Origin of the sequence: Pseudomonas sp. Lb2C2 (assembly GCF_052112205.1) — a bacterium.
In the GTDB taxonomy this organism is placed as follows: Bacteria; Pseudomonadota; Gammaproteobacteria; order Pseudomonadales; family Pseudomonadaceae; genus Aquipseudomonas; species Aquipseudomonas kilonensis.
Window position 1 is genome coordinate 115,933 of sequence record NZ_JAUTYW010000011.1, and the last position, 17,883, is coordinate 133,815.

Sequence of the window (17,883 nt, forward strand, 5' to 3'; positions counted from 1 at the left end):
CATGCATCCTCAACAGACTTTAATCGGCGCGCCGGCTCAGCCAGGCGTGCAATTCAGGAAATTGGTCAATCGCCAGTCGCGGCTCGAACGCCTTGAGCGCCTCGATGGACTGCGCACCGTAGCTCACAGCCACCGAGCCCATGCCGGCGTTGCGCGCCATTTGCAGGTCGAACGAAGAATCGCCCACCATCAACGCCTGCGCAGGCCGAACCCCACAATGAGCCAGTATCTGCTCGAGCATCAACGGATGCGGCTTGCTCGCCGTCTCATCGGCGGCACGGGTGATATCGAAGTAATCGTCCCAACCATGGGCCTTCAATACCCGATCCAACCCGCGACGCGCCTTGCCGGTCGCGACCGCCAAGCAATAACCCTCGCCCTTCAAGGTTTCAAGGGTATGAACCACGCCCTCGAACAACGGCGAAGGCTCAGCCTCCAGCGCAATGTAGTGATCGGCATAATGCTGGCGAAAAACCACCAGCTCATCGTCGTCGATCTCCGGGTACAGGCTGCGAATCGCCTCCGGCAATCCCAAGCCGATGATGCCCCTCACCGCAAAATCGTCGCATCGGGCAAAACCCGAGCGATCCGATGCGACATGCATCGACTCCACGATCCGACCGATGGAATTGGCAAGAGTGCCGTCCCAATCGAAGATCAGCAATTTGTAGTCAGGATGCACTCAACCGCTCCACGGTCTTGGCCCACATGTCATCCACCGGAGCCTGCAATTTCAGTTCGCCACCATCGGGCAGTGGCACGGTGAGCATATAGGCATGGAGGAACAGGCGCTTGCCGCCCAGGTCGCGGATTTCCTTGGTGAAATCGTCATCGCCGTATTTGCTGTCACCGGCGATGCAATGCCCGGCGTGCAAGGTATGGACACGAATCTGGTGGGTACGCCCGGTCACGGGCTTGGCCTCGATCAGGGTGGCGAAGTCGTCGAAGCGACGCAGCACCTTGAACACCGTCAGCGCTTCCTTGCCCTCCTCGTTGACTTCAACCATGCGCTCGCCGGAACGCAGGTTGCTCTTGAGCAACGACGCCCGGACTTGCTTGATGGACGTTTCCCAGCGGCCACGCACCAGCGCCATGTAGCGCTTGTCGACGCCGTCGCCACGCAATTGCTCGTGCAGGTGACGCAACATGCTGCGCTTCTTGGCGATCATCAGCAGGCCGGAGGTGTCGCGGTCGAGGCGATGGACCAGTTCCAGCTCCTTGGCGTCCGGACGCAACTGACGAAAGGCTTCGATCACACCGAAATTCAGGCCGCTGCCGCCGTGAACCGCAATGCCCGCAGGCTTGTTGATCACGATCAGGGCTTTGTCTTCATAGACAATCGATGCTTCAAGGCGCTGCAGAAGCCCCTGGGCCAGGGGCACCGGCTCATCGCGCTCGGGCACGCGAACCGGCGGCACGCGCACGATATCACCGGCCTGGAGCTTGTATTCGGGCTTGATCCGACCTTTGTTCACCCGCACTTCGCCTTTGCGCAAAATGCGGTAGATCAAGGTCTTGGGCACGCCTTTTAGCCGGGCCAGCAGGAAATTATCGATTCGTTGGCCGGCATATTCCGGCGAGACCTCGAGCAGTTGAACGGCTGGGGTCGAAGGGGCAGTAGTTGTCATGGCGGCGATCATAACAATTTTTTATGGAATTGAAGCACTTAATCATTGCTGCTATAGTCGCGAACGCCGCCAAAAGTGGCTGGACAGTGGACTAACGGTCAAAAACCGGCCCTGACCAACGCAATTCACGAGGACGAGAGGCCGTCCTACGGGGCTTTCGCTACGTAACGGTAGAGTTTTCAGGTGTAACGAGCGCAGGTGACATGAGGCCTGAAATACGCCGCAAAGCAGAGTTTTGACTCGCCTTGCGCGCCACATTCACGGCCAGTTCACAAAGTGCAGTCAGCTGCGAACGACCCCGAGCGAATGCTTCGGAAACAACGCCTAAATTAGCCATGATGCGTGACCTCCCCTTCCGGAGCTCACGGTAAATGCCAACCCGCTGCGGATTCTGCGCGCGGCAGCACCCGAATTATCAGGGATACGTGTAGGGTGGAGATGTACAACCGTCGGACTGTGTAGCACTAGGCTTATATTTAGACGCTTCATCTCGTCCACAGGCGCCGGTTGATTCCTCCTCCTGACTGAGTGCTTGAGTACCAGCAAGCAGGACGCGTCCGTCGCGACTTCGCCATCATTGGGTCGAACTCGCTGGACACTGGAGTGGCCTTGCCATCTCCAGGACGCACCTGACACCGACCGTGAGAAGTCGTGTGTGCCGAACGCCGTTTCCGGCAGCCCGGAAACCGACGGTACTACATGAAAAGAATGCTGATTAACGCAACTCAACCCGAAGAGTTGCGTGTTGCACTGGTAGATGGCCAGCGCCTCTACGACCTGGATATCGAATCCGGTGCACGCGAGCAGAAGAAGGCCAACATCTATAAAGGCCGGATTACTCGCATCGAACCAAGCCTTGAGGCTGCCTTTGTCGATTTCGGCTCCGAGCGCCACGGCTTCCTGCCCCTCAAAGAAATCTCCCGCGAATACTTCAAGAAGGCCCCTGAAGGCCGCGTCAACATCAAGGACGTCCTGAGCGAAGGCCAGGAAGTCATCGTTCAGGTCGAAAAAGAAGAACGTGGCAACAAGGGCGCAGCCCTGACCACCTTCATCAGCCTGGCTGGCCGCTACCTGGTCCTGATGCCGAACAACCCGCGTGCCGGCGGCATCTCCCGCCGCATCGAAGGCGAAGAGCGCAACGAACTGCGTGAAGCCCTCAATGGCCTGGTCGCACCTGCCGACATGGGCCTGATCGTGCGTACTGCCGGCCTTGGCCGCAGCAGCGAAGAAATGCAGTGGGACCTCGATTACCTGCTGCAACTGTGGACCGCCATCAAAGAAGCCTCGCTGGATCGCTCCGCGCCGTTCCTGATCTACCAGGAAAGCAACGTGATCATCCGCGCCATCCGCGATTACCTGCGCCAGGACATCGGCGAAGTGCTGATCGACAGCGTCGAAGCCCAGGACGAAGCCCTGACCTTCATTCGCCAGGTGATGCCGCAGTACGCCAGCAAGATCAAGCTCTACGAAGACAGCGTTCCGCTGTTCAACCGTTTCCAGATCGAAAGCCAGATCGAGACCGCCTTCCAGCGCGTCGTCGAACTGCCGTCCGGCGGCTCCATCGTCATCGACCCGACCGAAGCCCTGGTGTCCATCGACATCAACTCGGCGCGCGCCACCAAAGGTAGCGACATCGAAGAAACCGCCCTGCAGACCAACCTTGAAGCGGCCGAGGAAATCGCCCGTCAGTTGCGCCTGCGCGACATCGGCGGCCTGATCGTCATCGACTTCATCGACATGACCCCGGCCAAGAACCAACGCGCCGTGGAAGAAAAGGTCCGTGAATGCCTGGAAGCCGACCGCGCCCGCGTACAGGTCGGTCGTATCTCGCGCTTCGGCCTGCTGGAAATGTCCCGTCAGCGCCTGCGTCCGTCCCTGGGCGAAAGCAGCGGTATCGTGTGCCCACGTTGCAACGGCACCGGCATCATCCGTGACGTCGAGTCGCTGTCCCTGGCGATCCTGCGTCTGATCGAAGAAGAAGCCCTGAAAGACCGCACCGCAGAAGTTCGCGCCCAGGTGCCGATCCCGGTGGCCGCGTTCCTGCTCAACGAAAAACGCAACTCGATCACCAAGATCGAACTGCGCACCCGTGCCCGTATCGTCATCCTGCCGAACGATCACCTCGAGACGCCGCACTTCGAAGTGCAGCGCCTGCGCGATGACAGCCCGGAAGCCCACACCAACCAGTCCAGCTACGAAATCGCTGCTGCCGCTGCCGAAGTGGAAGAAGTCCAGCCGGCCGCCGCCGCCACTCGCACCCTGGTTCGCCAGGAAGCAGCGGTCAAGACCGCACCGGCCCGCGCCAATGCTCCGGTTCCGACCGAAGTGGCCGCTCCGGTTGCCGCCCCGGCCGCTGCACCAGAGCCAAGCCTGTTCAAAGGCCTGGTGAAGTCGCTGGTCAGCCTGTTCGCCACCAAGGAAGAACCTGCTGCCCCGGCCGTCGTCACCAAACCTGCCACGACCGAGCGTCCTGCCCGCAACGAAGAACGCCGCAACGGTCGCCAACAGACCCGCAACCGCAACGGTCGTCGTGACGAAGAACGCAAACCTCGCGAAGAACGTGCTCCGCGTGAAGAGCGTGCGCCACGTGAGCCGCGTGAAGAGCGTCAGCCGCGCGAAGCCCGTGAGGAAGCGCCAGCCGTAGCCCGCGAAGAACGCGCACCGCGCCCGCCGCGTGAAGAGCGCCAGCCGCGCGCACCGCGTGAAGATCGCAAGCCACGTGGCGAGCGTGAAGAGCGTGTTCGCGAACTGCGCGAGCCACTGGATGCCGCCCCGGCTGCCGCCGCCACCGCTGAAGAGCGTCCGGCCCGCCAGCCTCGTGAAGAACGTGCACCGCGTCCTCCACGTGAAGAGCGCCAGCCACGCGCCGAGCAGGCAGCCGCCGCTGCCAGCGAAGAAGAAGTACTGAACGCCGAAGAGCAGTTGCAGGAAGACGGCCAGGACACCGCCGAAGGCGATCGTCCACGCCGCCGCTCCCGTGGCCAGCGTCGTCGCAGCAACCGTCGTGAGCGTCAGCGCGACGCCAACGGCAACGTGATCGAAGGTTCGGAAGAGTCCGAGTCCTCCGAGAACGCCGAAGCGCCAAGCGCTGCGGACTTGGCCGCCGGCCTGGCCGTAACTGCGGCCGTAGCCAGCAGCGCGATCAGCGCCCCAGCCGAAGCCGAGGCTCACGAACAAGCCGAACGCGCTACCGCTGCCGTGGAAAGCGCGCCGGTTGAAGCGCCTGTGGTCGAAGCCACTACTCCGGTGGAAGCCACTGCTTCGCCAGAAGTGGAAGTCGCCCCGGTCCGTGAAGCCCAGGTTGCTGAAGCTGAAGTGGTCGCCGAGCCTGCACCGGTCGTCGAGCAGCCAGTGGTAGCCGCTGAGCCAGCCTTCGAAGCACCGGTCGAGGAAAAGGCACCAGAGCCTGCCCGCGAGGAGCAGACTGCGTTCAACTGGACCGCCGAGCCAGCCGCGCCAGCACCTGTTGTCGAGCCTGAGCCGACACCAGAGCCCGTGAAAGCGGTCGAGCCAGAAGTGGTCGAGCCTGCTCCAGTGGTCGAAGCGCCCGTGGTTGCCGAAGCACCTGCCCCGGTTGAAGAGCCAGCACCTGCCAGCGCCCTGACCGCCAATGGCCGCGCGCCGAACGATCCGCGTGAAGTGCGCCGTCGCAAGCGTGAAGCCGAGCGTCTGCAGAAGGAAGCCGAACAAGCCGCCGCTCAAGCGCCTGCTGCCGAGCCAGCTCCAGTCGTGGAAGAAGTCGCCGAGGCAGCCCCTGCCCCGGTCGCCGAGACCCCGACTGAATCGGCTCCGGCATTCGACGAACCTCAGCAAACTGCTGAAGAAGTCGCGCCGCGTCACACTGAAGCCCTGGAAAAAGAGCACGAGCCTAAACCTCACGCCTGATCCACCGCCCAGTAAAAAGCCCCGCCTGGTCATGCCAGGCGGGGCTTTTTTATGCCTTCATACTTATCCACAAGGGCTGACACCTGGCACAAGACTCATACCAACTGAAGATCCAATGTGGGAGCGAGCCTGCTCGCGATGGCGTCGGGTCAGCTTGCATCAATGCTGAATGCCAGCTCGCTCCCACAGGGGTCTGCGTCGTCTGTTATTTGAAAGTCAGTGCCTCTGGCACATCGACATCCCACGTCACACCAGGGTCATCCACCGGCACTTCGACCACTTGCGCCCCGGCAAACAATACCTTGGCCCCCCGATCACCGGTCAATGCCATCAGTTTCGGCCCAAACCCGCGACCGAATCCCACCGGATGCCCGTACTCACCTGCAAGAACCGGCACACTGATGCCATCCGCACGAATCCCTGCCACCACCTGTTCGATGCTCGACGGCAGGATGAAGGGCATGTCGCCCAGCACTATCAGCCAGCCATCAAGGTCCGGGCAGGCCTGGACGCCTGCGGCAATGCTGTCGCCCAGGCCGGGCGAGTCCAGCCCCACGAAATCGCAGCCATAAGCCTGGGCCATGCGAATGGCTTGCGGCCGCTCCTTGCTCGTCACCAGCAGGCGTTTTTCCAGGGCGGCTGGCAGATTCACCAGCACCTGCTCGATCACCGACCGCACGGCACCGTCACGCCCGGTGCAATCAGCCAGCAACTTATCCTTGTCCGGGCCTGCAATGTGGCGGAAACGGCTGCCCGATCCGGCCGCCAGAATGATCACGCCAATCGACTCGCTCATACGCCCTCCTTGCCCACGGCTTACAGCGACTTTTTCTGCCGCAGTTCAACGCCATTCTTGATGGCCACGATTTCGGCCAGCAGCGACAAGGCGATTTCCGCCGGAGTGTGGCTGCCGATGTGCAAGCCGATGGGTCCATGCAAGCGTTCAATGGCCTCTGCTGACAAGCCTAGCTGAGCCAGGTTATCCCGGCGTTTCTGGCTGTTGACTCGCGAGCCCAGCGCGCCGACATAAAAAGCCTTGGAGTCCAGGGCCGTAAGCAGCGCCATGTCATCCAGGCGTGGGTCATGGGTCAAGGCCACAATGGCGGTGCGCTCGTCGGTCTGGATGCTCAACACCGCTTCGTCGGGCATCCCCGAGACGAAGCGGCCATGCTGCTCTTCCCAACCGTAGACAAACTCCTTGCGCGGATCGCAGATCAGCACTTCGAAATCCAGCAACCGGGCCATTTCCGCCACGTAGCGTGACAGTTGCCCCGCGCCGATCAGCAGCAGCCGCCAACGTGGACCGTATATGGCCCGCAGGACCTGCCCATCGAACACCAGGACGTCGGTCTTGCTGGCCGGGGTCAGGACCACGTTGCCGCTGGCGACTGTCAGCTCACGGGCGACGATTTCATGGGCCTCGCAGCGTTCCAGCAATTGCGCGACCCAGTGTGGGTCGCCCACCCGCTCTTCGGTCAGGCGCAGGGTACCGCCGCACGGCAGGCCGAAGCGCGCCGCCTCTTCGCGGGTGACGCCATAGGTGATCAGTTGCACCGGCGGACCGTCCGCCGGAATGCGACCGTCGTGCAGCCGGGCGATCAGGTCATCCTCGACACAACCTCCCGACACCGAACCAATCACCACGCCATCTTCGCGCAGGGCCAGCATCGCACCCGGCGGCCTTGGCGCGGTGCCCCAGGTCTGGACCACTGTGAACAACACCACCCGCTGCCCGGCGCGGCGCCACTCAAGCACGCTGCGCAGGACATTCAGATCAACGCTGTCCATCAGGCCTTCGCCTGCTGCCAGCCTTGCAGCTGATAGCGCACAGGCAGGCTACGAATCCGCTTACCGGTGGCGGCAAAAATCGCGTTGCACAGCGCCGGCGCAATCGGCGGCACGCCCGGCTCGCCAACACCGCCCAACGGCACCTCACCTGGAGGTGTGACCAGATGCACAGCCACTTCCTTGGGCGCCAGGGACATGCGCGCCACTTCGTACATATGGAAATTGTCCTGTTGCACCTTGCCGTCCTTGAAGCTGATCTCACCTACCATGGCATTGCCCAGGCCCATGACGCAGGCGCCTTCGAACTGGGAGCGGATACGTTCGGGGTTGATCTGCGGACCGCAATCCACGGCGATGTCCGCCTTGTGCACGATCACCGTGCCGTCGTCCTTGACCTCCACTTCGATCACCGCCGCCACGTAAGTGACGAAGCTGTAGTGCACCGCCAACCCCAGGCCACGGCCCTTGGGCAGCTCCCGGCCCCAACCGGCGGCCTTCGCAGCGGTTTCCAGCACCGTGCGGATCCGCGCCGTATCAATCGGATAACGCTCGGGGGATTCGCCATAGTTCCATTCTTCGCTCAAGGTACGCGGATCGATCTTACGGTCCGGCCCGAGCAATTTGACCTGGTACTTCAGCGGATCCTGGCCGGCCTTGTGGGCCAATTCATCGATGAAACTCTGGATCGCGAAACCGTGGGGGATGTTCGACACCGAGCGATACCAACCCACTCGGGCATGGGCCACCGCTTCTGGGTTCTCCAGGCGCAGATTGGGGATGGCGTAGGCCATGTTGGTCACGCCCATGCCTATTTCGAACGGCGCCTCGTGGGTCATGCCCGGCGCAAACAGTGCGGTGATGCTCGGCGCTACGGTGCGGTGCAGCCAGCCGGACGGCATACCGTCCTGGTTCAGGCCGGCCTTGAGGTATTCGGCCGACACGGTGTGGAAATACGAATGATGGATGTCGTCCTCGCGGGTCCATTGCACCCGTATCGGCTGGCCGGGAAACTCCTTGGCGAGCACGGCCGCTTCGACGACAAAATCGGGTTTTGACTTGCGTCCGAAACCGCCGCCCAGCAACGTGATGTTCACCGTGACCTTCTCGAAAGGGATGCCCAGGCGCTCAGCGACACGTTCACGGGTCACCTGCGGGGCCTGGCTCGGTGCCCAGGCCTCGCATTGGCCGTCCTTGAACCGGGCAACGGCAACCATCGGTTCCATCGGTGATTGGGACAGGTGCGGCAAGTAATACGATGCTTCCAACGTCGAATCAGCCTTGGCCAGCGCATCGTCGAGATCGCCGCTGCTGCGCACGACTTTTCCGGGCTTGAGGGCCGCCGCTTCCAGCTCCTTGCGATAGGCAATGGAGTCATAACCGGCATTCGGGCCGTCGTCCCACTGGATTTTCAACGCTTCGCGGCCCTTGATCGCCGCCCAGGTGTTCTTCGCCACCACCGCCACGCCGCCCAACGGCTGGAATTCGGAGGGCAGCGGGCGCCCTTCGATCTGCACCACCTTGACCACGCCCGGTACTTTCAGCGCCGCGCTGCTGTCCACGCTCTTGACCTTGCCACCATAGACCGGCGGACGCGCGATGACGGCATAGAGCATGCCGTCGAAATGCACATCGGCACCAAACACGGCACGACCGTTAACGATGTCTGCGCCATCGATGGCCCGGCTCGCCTCCTTGCCGATGTAGCGGAACTCCGAAGGCGACTTGAGGCGCAAGCTGTCACGCCCCGGCACTGGCAAGGCACTGGCGGCAGCGGCCAACTCGCCATAGCCCAGTTCACGCCCCGAAGGCTGGTGCAGCACTTTGTGCAGTTGGGCATGGCATTCACTCACTGGCACCTTCCACTGCGCAGCGGCGGCCAGTTCCAGCATGGTCCGGGCGGCAGCCCCGCAACGACGCATCGGCTCGTACCAATGACGCATGCTGCGCGAGCCGTCGGTGTCCTGGTTGCCGAAGCGCGCCTCATCGGCCGGCGCCTGTTGCACCTTCACACGCGCCCAGTCGGCCTCCAGCTCATCGGCCACGACCATGCTCAGGCTGGTGCGCACACCCTGGCCCATTTCCGAACGGTTGCAGATCACGGTCACGCTGCCATCGGCGGCAATGCTGACGTACACCTTCGGGTCGTCGACCGCGCCATGGGGCATGCCCTCGGCGCCGAATTTCTTTTCCTCGGCAAAGGCCTCCGGCAGGCCCCAAGTGGCCGCCAGCACCAGCACACCGGTGGCACTCGCGCCCTTGAGGAAGCCACGGCGGCTGAGGTTGCTCAGCACGAAATCATCGGGCAAGCGGCTCATGCCTTGGCCTCCTTCAGGTGGGTGGAGGCCTGGCGGATCGCGGTCTTGATCCGGTTGTAGGTGCCGCAGCGGCAGAGGTTGCCGACCATGGCTTCTTCGATCTGCTCATCGCTCGGGTTGGGGTTGGTCTTGAGCAAAGCGGTGGCGGACATGATCTGCCCGCCCTGGCAGTAACCGCACTGGGCCACGGCGGTCTCGAGCCAGGCCTTCTGGACGACCTGCCCGACCGGGTCAGTGTGCAGCCCGTCGATGGTGCTGATGTTCTGCCCCTTCACCGAGCCGATGGGCGTGATGCAACTGCGCGCCGGGGCGCCGTCGATGTGGATGGTGCAGGCGCCGCACAGGCCCATGCCGCAGCCGAATTTGGTGCCGTTGTAACCGGCCACATCCCGGATAGCCCACAGCAGCGGCATGTCCTCTGTCACATCCAGTTGATGGTCTTTTCCATTGAGTTTCAGGGTAATCATGGGCACGCCCGCATAGTTATCGAGTTATGGGGTCGAGCAATCTGCCGCCGGGTTGACGGTTCGGTTGTCGCAGACTGACTCAGGCTGATCGGGCTCTCTTATGCCGGCGCACGCAGGCGTCTGCATCGGGCCTTTAGGATGCGATGGTCGCATCGTTAGGAAGCTAAATTAACCCAGGATCACGCAAAACGCCCTGCACAATCCTGCACAAATGCTTGTGTGCAGGGTGTGCAGGGCGTTTTTCAGGCGCTTGCGTGAAAGCGGCTCAGTACCGATTGGGTTCCATTTCCAGCTCGACCTGGAAACGTTCGGCAATGTCTTTCTGGATGCGCAGGGCCAGGTCCAGAAGTTGCGGGCCCGTGGCGTTGCCGTAGTTGACCAGCACCAACGCCTGCAACTTGTGCACCCCGGCATCGCCTTCGCGAAAGCCCTTCCAGCCGGCCCGTTCGATCAGCCAGCCGGCAGCGATTTTCATCTGCCCTTCAGGCTGTGGATAAGCCACCAGGTCAGGGTATTGCAGCTTTAAGTGCGCCACATGCGTGGCCGGCACCAGCGGGTTCTTGAAGAAGCTGCCGGCATTGCCCAGCACCGCCGGGTCCGGGAGTTTTTCGCTGCGGATACTGCAAATGGCCCGGCTCACATCGGTAGGTGTTGCCTGCTCGATGCCCTGCTCAGTCAATCGCTGACGCACCGGGCCGTATTCCAGATGCAAGTGCGCGGCGCGGCTGAGGGCAAAACGCACCCGCAGGATCAACCAGCGCCCCACCTGCTGCTTGAACACGCTGTCGCGGTAAGCGAAGCGGCACTCCTCCAGGGTGAACTCGCGCAGTTCACCGGTCTGGCGATCCAGCGCGGTGAGCCCGGCGAAGACATCCTTGATCTCCACACCATAGGCGCCGATGTTTTGCATCGGTGCCGCGCCCACGGTGCCGGGGATCAGGCTGAGGTTCTCCAATCCAGACCAGCCTTGTGCCAGCGTGTGCAGAACGAAGGGGTGCCAGGGTTCCCCGGCTTCGGCCTCGATCACCACCCGCTCGCCGTCATCGCTGAGCAAACGAATTCCCCGGCTGGCCATGCGCACCACCAAGGCGTCGATGTCGCCGGTCAGCAGCAGGTTGCTGCCGCCGCCGATCACCAGCAGCGGCACGGCATGCTCGGTGGCATAGGCCAGTGCCTGGCGAACATCGTCATCGCTGTGGGCTTCGGCGAACAACCGGGCAGTGACGTCCACACCGAAGCTGTTGAAGGGCTTGAGGCTGACGCCCGCCCGAACCTGCAAGGTCATAACCGCCCCTTCAATTCGATCACCAGGCGATCGGTAGCGCGTTCGATCAGGTCCAGCACTTGTTCGAAGCCTTGTTCGCCGTCGTAGTACGGGTCCGGCACATCATCGAGTTCAGCCTCGTAGCGACGCAGGAACAGATCCAACTCGGCCTTGCCATTAGCCGGTTGCAGAGCCTTGAGATTACGCAGATTGCTGCTGTCCATCGCCAGGATCAGGTCATAGGCGGCGAAATCAGCGCGGGTCACCTGTTGCGCGCGCTGGGCCGACAAGTCGTAGCCACGCCTCAGGGCCGCCGCCTGGCTGCGCTTGTCCGGCGCTTTGCCGACGTGCCAGTCACCGGTGCCAGCGGAAGCGACTTCCACCTGCCCGGCCAGCCCGGCCTCACGCAACTTGTGGCGCAGGATGCCTTCGGCGGTGGGCGAGCGGCAGATATTGCCGAGGCAGACGAACAGGACCCGCATCAAGCCTCCAGCAGGCGACGAACGCGCTCGAGGTCTTCGGCGGTGTCGACACCGGTCGGCGGGGCGATCAGCGCATCGGCGACATGGATCCGCACGCCATGCCACAGGGCACGCAGCTGTTCCAGGGCTTCAGTGTTTTCCAGCCAGCACGGGCCCCAGGCGACGAAGTCCTGGAGGAAGCCGGCGCGGTAGGCATAGATACCGATGTGACGGCGGTATGGCACGCCTTCCGGCATCACGTCACGGCTTTGGGCAAATGCGTCCCGCGCCCAGGGCAACGTCGCGCGGCTGAAGGTCAACGCCAGGCCATTGAGGTCGCTGACCACCTTGACCACGTTGGGGTTGAACAGCGTCTGCACATCCTCGATCGGCTCGGCCAGGGTGGCCATGCGCGCCTCGGTGTGGGCCGCGAGGTTGGCGGCGACCTGATCGATCACGCTCGGCGGGATCAACGGCTCGTCACCTTGCACATTGACCACGATCGCGTCGGCAGCAAGACCGAGTTTCGCCGCGACCTCCGCCAGGCGGTCAGTGCCGGAATTATGGTCTTCACGCGTCAGGACGACTTCGGCGCCAAAGCTTTTGCAGGCCTCGACGATGCGCGCATCGTCGGTCGCCACCACCACACGCTGGGCGCTGCTTTTGCAAGCCTGCTCCCAGACGTGCTGGATCATCGGCTTGCCGGCAATCGACAGCAACGGCTTGCCGGGCAGACGCGTCGAAGCGAAACGCGACGGAATGACAACGGTAAAGGTTGCGGTCATTTATCCAGGCGCTCGTCGGTGGTCAGGGTGCGGGCTTCGCTTTCGAGCATCACCGGGATGCCGTCGCGGATCGGGTAAGCCAGGCCGGCGCCCTTGCTGATCAGTTCGGTCTTGTCGGCGCTGAGCTTGAGCGGGCCTTTGCAGACCGGGCAGGCCAGAATGTCGAGCAGTTTGGTGTCCATGGAATTCCCCTGGATAAAAGGTTTTAAGGCAAAAGCCGATCCGGCAACAGGCGCATCAACTGCGTATCGAACCAGGCCGCGAAGGCCGGTGACGGCGCGGCGTCTACCGCCAGGTACCACCAGTCGGAGGCGGCGAAGGCACGGCATTTGACTGCGTCCTTTTCCGTCATGACCACCGGCAGCGATGGCGTGAAATTCAAGGCCTGGGCGCTGTATTCGGCGTGGTCGGCAAACCCGTGCGGTATTGGCCGCCAGTGTAGCGTTTCGAGGGTCTTGAAGAAACGCTGGGGGTTGCCGATGCCAGCCACGGCGTGCAGGGCCTGGCCGGGTGAAAAATGGTCGAGGGGGCGCCGTTCGCCGCTGGCCAGGTTCACCAGTTCGGTGGGGTGCAATTGGAAGGCAAAGCCGTCTTCGCGATCGGCACTGGCGCCGTTGTACAGCACCGCGTCAACCGATTGCAGGCGCTCGACCGGCTCGCGCAACGGCCCGGCGGGCAGGCAACGGCGGTTGCCCAGGCCGCGGGCGTTGTCGATCAGCACCAGTTCAAGGTCCCGGGCCATTCGATAATGCTGCATGCCGTCGTCGGACAGGATCAGGTCCAGCGGTTCGGCCTCCAGCAGCGCCTGGACCGCGTGACTGCGATCGGGGTCGATCATCAACGGCACACCGGTGCGCTGGACGATCAACAGCGGTTCATCACCCGCGACGTCGGCGCCCTGCTCGGCCGTTACCCGCCAAGGCAGTTGCGGCGGCTTGGCGCCGTAACCCCGGCTGACCACCCCGACCCGCAGGCCACTGCGCTGACAGTGCTGGATCATCCACAGGATCAACGGCGTCTTGCCGGTGCCGCCTACCGTAATATTACCGACCACCAGCAACGGCACGGGGGGCTGGTAGATCTGGCCCTCACCCGCCAGGAAACGCTCGCGCTTGCCCACCACCACCCGTCGGTACAACCACTCCAGCGGCCGTAGCAGGGTCAGGGCCGGGTGGCCTTCGTACCACGCGGCAAGCAATCGATCGGACATGGCCATCAGGGTGCGGGAGCCGCCTCGACCGTGGTCATGCGCAGATGGCTGAAACCGAGCTTGCCGGCCGCGTCCATGGCGGTGATCACCGATTGATGAGGGGTCTTGCCGTCGGCGCTGATGGACAGCGGCAGGTTGGTGTCGCCGCCAGACTCTTTCTGCAGGGCCTCGATCAGGCTCGCCAGGTCGCTTTTGGGCAGCAATTGGTTGTTCACCGAGAACGCCCCTTCGGCGCTGATGGTGATTTCCAGATTCTTCAGTTGCTGGTCTTCGGCCGGCGAGCCGCTGACGGCCTGCGGCAATTCAACCTTGAGCTGGGTTTCCCGGGTGAAGGTGGTGGTCACGACGAAAAACAGCAGCAGGATGAACACCACGTCGATCAGCGACGCGAGGTTGATCTCGATGTTTTCCCGTGGCTTGCGGCGGAATTTCACTTCTTGCCCCCAGCCAGGTCCACTTCACGGTCACCCTGCACCACCTCGACCAGCTTGATCGCTTCCTGCTCCATGCCGACCACCAACTCGTCAACGCGGCGTTGCAGGAACCGATGGAAGAACACGGCCGGAATACCCACCATCAGGCCGGCGGCGGTGGTGATCAAGGCTTTGGAAATGCCCCCCGCCAGTACCGCGGCGTTGGTGGTCATGCCGGAGCCGGTAAACGCGCTGAAGATGTCGATCATGCCCAGCACCGTACCCAGCAGGCCCAACAGTGGGGACATGGCGGCGATGGTCCCGAGGGTGCTGATATAGCGTTCCAGTTCATGGATGACCCGGGCGGCGGCTTCCTCGATGCACTCCTTCATGATCTCGCGACCATGCTTGGAGTTCGCCAGGCCGGCGGCGAGGACTTCCCCCAGCGGTGAACTGGCACGCAGCTCCTTGAGCTTGTCCTTGTTCAGCTGCTTGTCCTTGATCCAGACCCAGACCTGTCCGAGCAGATGCTCCGGGGTCACGCGGCTGGCCCGCAGGGTCCACAGACGTTCGGCAACGATACCCAGTGCCGCGATGGAACTCAGAATGATCGGCAACATCATCCAGCCGCCGGATTTGACCAATTCCCACACAGTGACTGCCCCCTCGAAAAAGTGCGCCACTTTATCACACAGACTCGCCTTGCAGACCCGCCCCACCGATAAGCGCATCACCCGGTTGCGCTGGATCAATATTGCCCCGGTGGCCCGACGGCTGGCGGATCGCGCCAGTAGCGGCGGCGCCCGGCCTCGGTGCGCGGCCCCTCGAAAGCACCCAGTTGCAGACGAATGGCGCCCTGCTCGACACTGTCGTAGACCGCCAGGCCCGAGCGTCGATACCGGGCCATCACCTGGGGATGAGGGTGGCCGAACGCGTTGCCCTGCCCTCGGGAGATCAATACCGAATGCGGCTGGAGACGTGACAGCAACGCCATCGACGACGAACTGCGGCTACCGTGATGCGGCGCGGCCAGCCACTGGATCGGCGCCGCCAGGGACTCGTCGAGCAAGGCCCGTTCGGCATGGGTGTCGATATCGCCAGTCAGCAGCAGGCGTTCGCCGCCGGCCTCCACCAGCAGGACGCAGGACTTCTGGTTGCTTTCAACGGCAGAGGCCCACCGCCACAGCTCGAACCTGACCCCGTCCCACTCCCAACGCCTACCGCTTTCACAAGGTCCGGCCAGCAGCTCGGCGGGCAGCGCGTCGGGATCGCCGCTGATGACTTCCATCGTCGGCAGCCCATTGCGCACGGCGCGGGCACCGCCAGCATGATCGGCATCGGCATGGCTGAGCAGCATCAGGTCCAAACCGCGCACACCCAGTTTGCGCAAGGTCGGCAATACGACCCGCTCGCCCACATCAGCTTCGCCAAAGCGCGGCCCGGCGTCGTAAAGCAGGCTGTGATGCCGGGTCCGTACCAGCACCGCCAGCCCTTGTCCCACGTCCAGTTGCCAGATCTCGGCGTGCCGTTGGGGCAGGTGCTCTCGTGGTGGAAACACCATCAGCAACACCATTGGCCACCCCAGTACACGTAGCGGTACACCTTTGGGTAGCAGCAGCAAAAAAGCACCGAAGGCCGCGATAGCCAAGACCCAGGGCGGGACCGCAACAGGGACCCAGGCCGGCATTCGTCCGGCAACCAGCGTCAGCCCCTTGAACAGCAGATCAAGCAGCCCGCCAGCGATCCACAGCAGGCCTTCGCCCAAGAGCGGCACCGGCAACAACGCCGTGCCGAGCAACGCTGGCGGCAACACCAACAGGCTGATCCAGGGCACCGCGAGCAGGTTCACCAGCGGTCCGCTGAGGCTGACCGGCAAGCCCACGATCAACAGCAACGGACACAGGCCGACCGCGACCAGCCACTGGGCACGGGTCCAGGTTTGCCACCAGCGCCACGGCCCCAGGCGACCGCCAAAGGTGAACATCAAGATGGCGACGGCCGCAAACGACAACCAGAACCCCGGCCGCAAGCTGGCAAGCGGGTCGAACACCAGCACCCCGACGAAGGCCAGCAACCAGGCCCACCACGGATCTGGCTGTTTGAAACGCAAGCGCCACAACAGCACCAGGCCGATCATCGCGCAGGCCCGCCGCACCGGCACCTCGAAGCCGGCGAGCAAGCCGTAGCCCAGGGCGGCGCAGAAGGCCAGTGCACAGGCCCAAGGCAACCAGGCCAGACCGACCGGCCACAGGCCATAACGCGCCGCGCCGGCCACCAACAGGTACACCAGGCCGGCGAGCAGGCCGATGTGTTGCCCGGAGATCACCAGCAAGTGGACGGTGCCGGTGTCTTGCAGCACCTGCCAATCCTCGCGACTCAGGCCGCCGCCGTCGCCCAGGACCAGCGCCGCCAGCGCACCGGAGCGGCCGTGGGCATCGACTTGTGCCAGCGCCTGGCGCACCTCGTCGCGCCAGGCGCCCCGGGCCGCTTGCAGGAGACGACCGTCCTTGATCGTACCGGTCGCGCCGATACCTCGGCTCAACAACCAGGCGGCATAGTCGAAGCCGTGTGGGTTCAGCAGCCCGGCGGGCCGCTTGAGCTTCACCGCCAATCGCCAGCGTTCGCCGCTGTTGATGGGTGGGCCACCGAACCAGGCGAGGCGCAGCGTTGTCGGTAATCGGGTACGACGTGAATGGGCATCGGCCAGTTCGAAGCGCACCACGCCATCGCCCTGTTGCGGCAAACCGACGACGCGCCCCTCGACCCAGCGGGTTTCGCCGTCGAGCGCGACGGGCAACCGCTCGTCCAGCGCAAACTGCGCCGACAGGCAGGCCCACGCCAGCCCGAACAGGAAAAAACCCAGCGGGTAGCTTCGAAACGGCAACGCCATCAGCGCCAGCACCGGCATGGCTGCAATCAGCCACAGCGGCGGCAGTGCCGGCAAAAAAATCGGGGCCAACAGCCCCAGTGCAAGCGCGACTAATCCTGTGCGCATAACCCGTCCTTGAGAGTACCCTCTTGAGGCATAGACGGTCCGCGGCACCGCTGGCGTTATCAATTGTCACAAAGTCTGAATCTGTCAGCCGTAGAATCCAGACATACTTGCGGCCTTACTGCGTTGAACCGACCGAGAAGCCTTATGCCCCGGCGCCTATTCAAACGTTACATGCCAGACCCAGAGAGCATTCGGGAACATAAATCCTTACGTTTTCTCGGCACCCTGTTGCACGACCCCAATCTTTGGCACCTCAATCGACACTCTGTGGCCCGGGCAATGGCCGTCGGTCTGTTTGCCGCGTTCTTGCCGATCCCGTTGCAAATGTTGCTGGCCGCCGCCTTGGCCGTCACAGTGCGCGGCAATATGCCGATTGCGGTGAGCCTGGTGTGGCTGACCAATCCGATCACCATGCCGGCGGTGTTCTTCTGCACTTACCAGACCGGCGCCTGGCTGATGGACGTGCCCGCCCGGACGCTGCCCGAAGAGCTGACTTGGGAATGGATCAGCGGCCAGTTGTCCACCTTGTGGCAGCCGTTCCTGCTCGGCTCGGTGGTAACCGGCCTGGTACTCGGCGCCCTCGCCTACTTCGTCACCATGAGTTACTGGCGCTGGTGGGTGGCCCGACAGTGGAGGCGGCGCAAGAAAAGCCGGATGTGAAATGCAAAAAGG

The 17,883-nt window shown here is 63.3% G+C and carries 16 protein-coding genes; 2 read left to right on the forward strand and 14 right to left on the reverse strand.

Features of this window, described 5'->3' with window-relative positions:
- Positions 1 to 19 precede the first annotated feature (19 nt).
- On the reverse strand, positions 20 to 682 hold the full coding sequence (locus Q7F16_RS27915) for an HAD-IA family hydrolase (RefSeq protein WP_409557121.1): 663 nt from the start codon (positions 680 to 682) through the stop codon (positions 20 to 22).
- A complete protein-coding gene (gene rluC / locus Q7F16_RS27920) occupies positions 672 to 1,628 on the reverse strand; it encodes a 23S rRNA pseudouridine(955/2504/2580) synthase RluC (RefSeq protein ID WP_409557122.1) in 957 nt (318 codons plus the stop codon). Before rluC ends, Q7F16_RS27915 begins: the two co-directional genes overlap by 11 nt.
- 699 nt (positions 1,629 to 2,327) lie before the next feature.
- Between rluC and rne the strand changes: the two genes are divergently transcribed.
- A complete protein-coding gene (gene rne / locus Q7F16_RS27925; protein WP_046063680.1) occupies positions 2,328 to 5,513 on the forward strand; it encodes a ribonuclease E in 3,186 nt (1,061 codons plus the stop codon).
- Positions 5,514 to 5,718: 205 nt separating this feature from the next.
- On the opposite strand, the gene Q7F16_RS27930 is transcribed toward rne, so the two are convergent.
- From Q7F16_RS27930 to Q7F16_RS27985, 12 genes are all read right to left on the reverse strand, one after another.
- The gene (locus Q7F16_RS27930) at positions 5,719 to 6,309 is read right to left on the reverse strand and encodes a nucleotidyltransferase family protein (protein WP_046063679.1); all 591 of its coding nucleotides are present in this window, start codon (positions 6,307 to 6,309) and stop codon (positions 5,719 to 5,721) included.
- Between the two features lie 20 nt (positions 6,310 to 6,329).
- A complete protein-coding gene (locus Q7F16_RS27935; RefSeq protein ID WP_046063678.1) occupies positions 6,330 to 7,301 on the reverse strand; it encodes an XdhC family protein in 972 nt (323 codons plus the stop codon).
- Positions 7,301 to 9,616, reverse strand: coding sequence for a xanthine dehydrogenase family protein molybdopterin-binding subunit (locus Q7F16_RS27940; RefSeq protein WP_046063677.1), 2,316 nt, complete (start codon positions 9,614 to 9,616; stop codon positions 7,301 to 7,303). Before Q7F16_RS27940 ends, Q7F16_RS27935 begins: the two co-directional genes overlap by 1 nt.
- Positions 9,613 to 10,083 (reverse strand): (2Fe-2S)-binding protein, encoded by a 471-nt coding sequence (locus tag Q7F16_RS27945; RefSeq protein WP_079304881.1) that lies wholly within the window; start codon positions 10,081 to 10,083, stop codon positions 9,613 to 9,615. Before Q7F16_RS27945 ends, Q7F16_RS27940 begins: the two co-directional genes overlap by 4 nt.
- A gap of 265 nt (positions 10,084 to 10,348) precedes the next feature.
- Positions 10,349 to 11,368, reverse strand: coding sequence for a UDP-N-acetylmuramate dehydrogenase (gene murB / locus Q7F16_RS27950; protein WP_409557123.1), 1,020 nt, complete (start codon positions 11,366 to 11,368; stop codon positions 10,349 to 10,351).
- The gene (locus tag Q7F16_RS27955) at positions 11,365 to 11,829 is read right to left on the reverse strand and encodes a low molecular weight protein-tyrosine-phosphatase (protein ID WP_409557124.1); all 465 of its coding nucleotides are present in this window, start codon (positions 11,827 to 11,829) and stop codon (positions 11,365 to 11,367) included. Before Q7F16_RS27955 ends, murB begins: the two co-directional genes overlap by 4 nt.
- Positions 11,829 to 12,593 carry a 3-deoxy-manno-octulosonate cytidylyltransferase gene (kdsB, locus tag Q7F16_RS27960; RefSeq protein WP_409557125.1) on the reverse strand — a complete coding sequence of 255 codons (765 nt, stop codon included), beginning with the start codon at positions 12,591 to 12,593 and terminating at the stop codon, positions 11,829 to 11,831. Before kdsB ends, Q7F16_RS27955 begins: the two co-directional genes overlap by 1 nt.
- A complete protein-coding gene (locus Q7F16_RS27965) occupies positions 12,590 to 12,775 on the reverse strand; it encodes a Trm112 family protein (RefSeq protein WP_003179363.1) in 186 nt (61 codons plus the stop codon). Before Q7F16_RS27965 ends, kdsB begins: the two co-directional genes overlap by 4 nt.
- Before the next feature lie 23 nt (positions 12,776 to 12,798).
- Positions 12,799 to 13,809, reverse strand: coding sequence for a tetraacyldisaccharide 4'-kinase (gene lpxK, locus Q7F16_RS27970; RefSeq protein WP_046063673.1), 1,011 nt, complete (start codon positions 13,807 to 13,809; stop codon positions 12,799 to 12,801).
- Positions 13,809 to 14,237, reverse strand: coding sequence for an ExbD/TolR family protein (locus tag Q7F16_RS27975; protein WP_013694002.1), 429 nt, complete (start codon positions 14,235 to 14,237; stop codon positions 13,809 to 13,811). Before Q7F16_RS27975 ends, lpxK begins: the two co-directional genes overlap by 1 nt.
- Entirely contained in the window at positions 14,234 to 14,869 is a 636-nt protein-coding gene (locus tag Q7F16_RS27980; RefSeq protein ID WP_014339519.1) for a MotA/TolQ/ExbB proton channel family protein, read from the reverse strand. Before Q7F16_RS27980 ends, Q7F16_RS27975 begins: the two co-directional genes overlap by 4 nt.
- Positions 14,870 to 14,964: 95 nt before the next feature.
- A complete protein-coding gene (locus Q7F16_RS27985) occupies positions 14,965 to 17,211 on the reverse strand; it encodes a DNA internalization-related competence protein ComEC/Rec2 (RefSeq protein WP_409557126.1) in 2,247 nt (748 codons plus the stop codon).
- Positions 17,212 to 17,355: 144 nt separating this feature from the next.
- Here Q7F16_RS27985 and Q7F16_RS27990 point away from each other — a divergent pair, with 144 nt between their 5' ends.
- A complete protein-coding gene (locus tag Q7F16_RS27990) occupies positions 17,356 to 17,871 on the forward strand; it encodes a DUF2062 domain-containing protein (RefSeq protein ID WP_046063671.1) in 516 nt (171 codons plus the stop codon).
- The last annotated feature ends 12 nt before the right edge of the window (positions 17,872 to 17,883 follow it).

Bases quoted from the DNA above. Each gene is read 5' to 3' on its own strand.
- rluC (WP_409557122.1), bottom strand. From the start codon at position 1,628: ATGACAACTACTGCCCCTTCGACCCCAGCCGTTCAACTGCTCGAGGTC.
- rne (WP_046063680.1), top strand. From the start codon at position 2,328: ATGAAAAGAATGCTGATTAACGCAACTCAACCCGAAGAGTTGCGTGTT.
- Q7F16_RS27930 (WP_046063679.1), bottom strand. From the start codon at position 6,309: ATGAGCGAGTCGATTGGCGTGATCATTCTGGCGGCCGGATCGGGCAGC.
- Q7F16_RS27935 (WP_046063678.1), bottom strand. From the start codon at position 7,301: ATGGACAGCGTTGATCTGAATGTCCTGCGCAGCGTGCTTGAGTGGCGC.
- Q7F16_RS27940 (WP_046063677.1), bottom strand. From the start codon at position 9,616: ATGAGCCGCTTGCCCGATGATTTCGTGCTGAGCAACCTCAGCCGCCGT.
- Q7F16_RS27945 (WP_079304881.1), bottom strand. From the start codon at position 10,083: ATGATTACCCTGAAACTCAATGGAAAAGACCATCAACTGGATGTGACA.
- murB (WP_409557123.1), bottom strand. From the start codon at position 11,368: ATGACCTTGCAGGTTCGGGCGGGCGTCAGCCTCAAGCCCTTCAACAGC.
- Q7F16_RS27955 (WP_409557124.1), bottom strand. From the start codon at position 11,829: ATGCGGGTCCTGTTCGTCTGCCTCGGCAATATCTGCCGCTCGCCCACC.
- kdsB (WP_409557125.1), bottom strand. From the start codon at position 12,593: ATGACCGCAACCTTTACCGTTGTCATTCCGTCGCGTTTCGCTTCGACG.
- Q7F16_RS27965 (WP_003179363.1), bottom strand. From the start codon at position 12,775: ATGGACACCAAACTGCTCGACATTCTGGCCTGCCCGGTCTGCAAAGGC.
- lpxK (WP_046063673.1), bottom strand. From the start codon at position 13,809: ATGGCCATGTCCGATCGATTGCTTGCCGCGTGGTACGAAGGCCACCCG.
- Q7F16_RS27985 (WP_409557126.1), bottom strand. From the start codon at position 17,211: ATGCGCACAGGATTAGTCGCGCTTGCACTGGGGCTGTTGGCCCCGATT.
- Q7F16_RS27990 (WP_046063671.1), top strand. From the start codon at position 17,356: ATGCCCCGGCGCCTATTCAAACGTTACATGCCAGACCCAGAGAGCATT.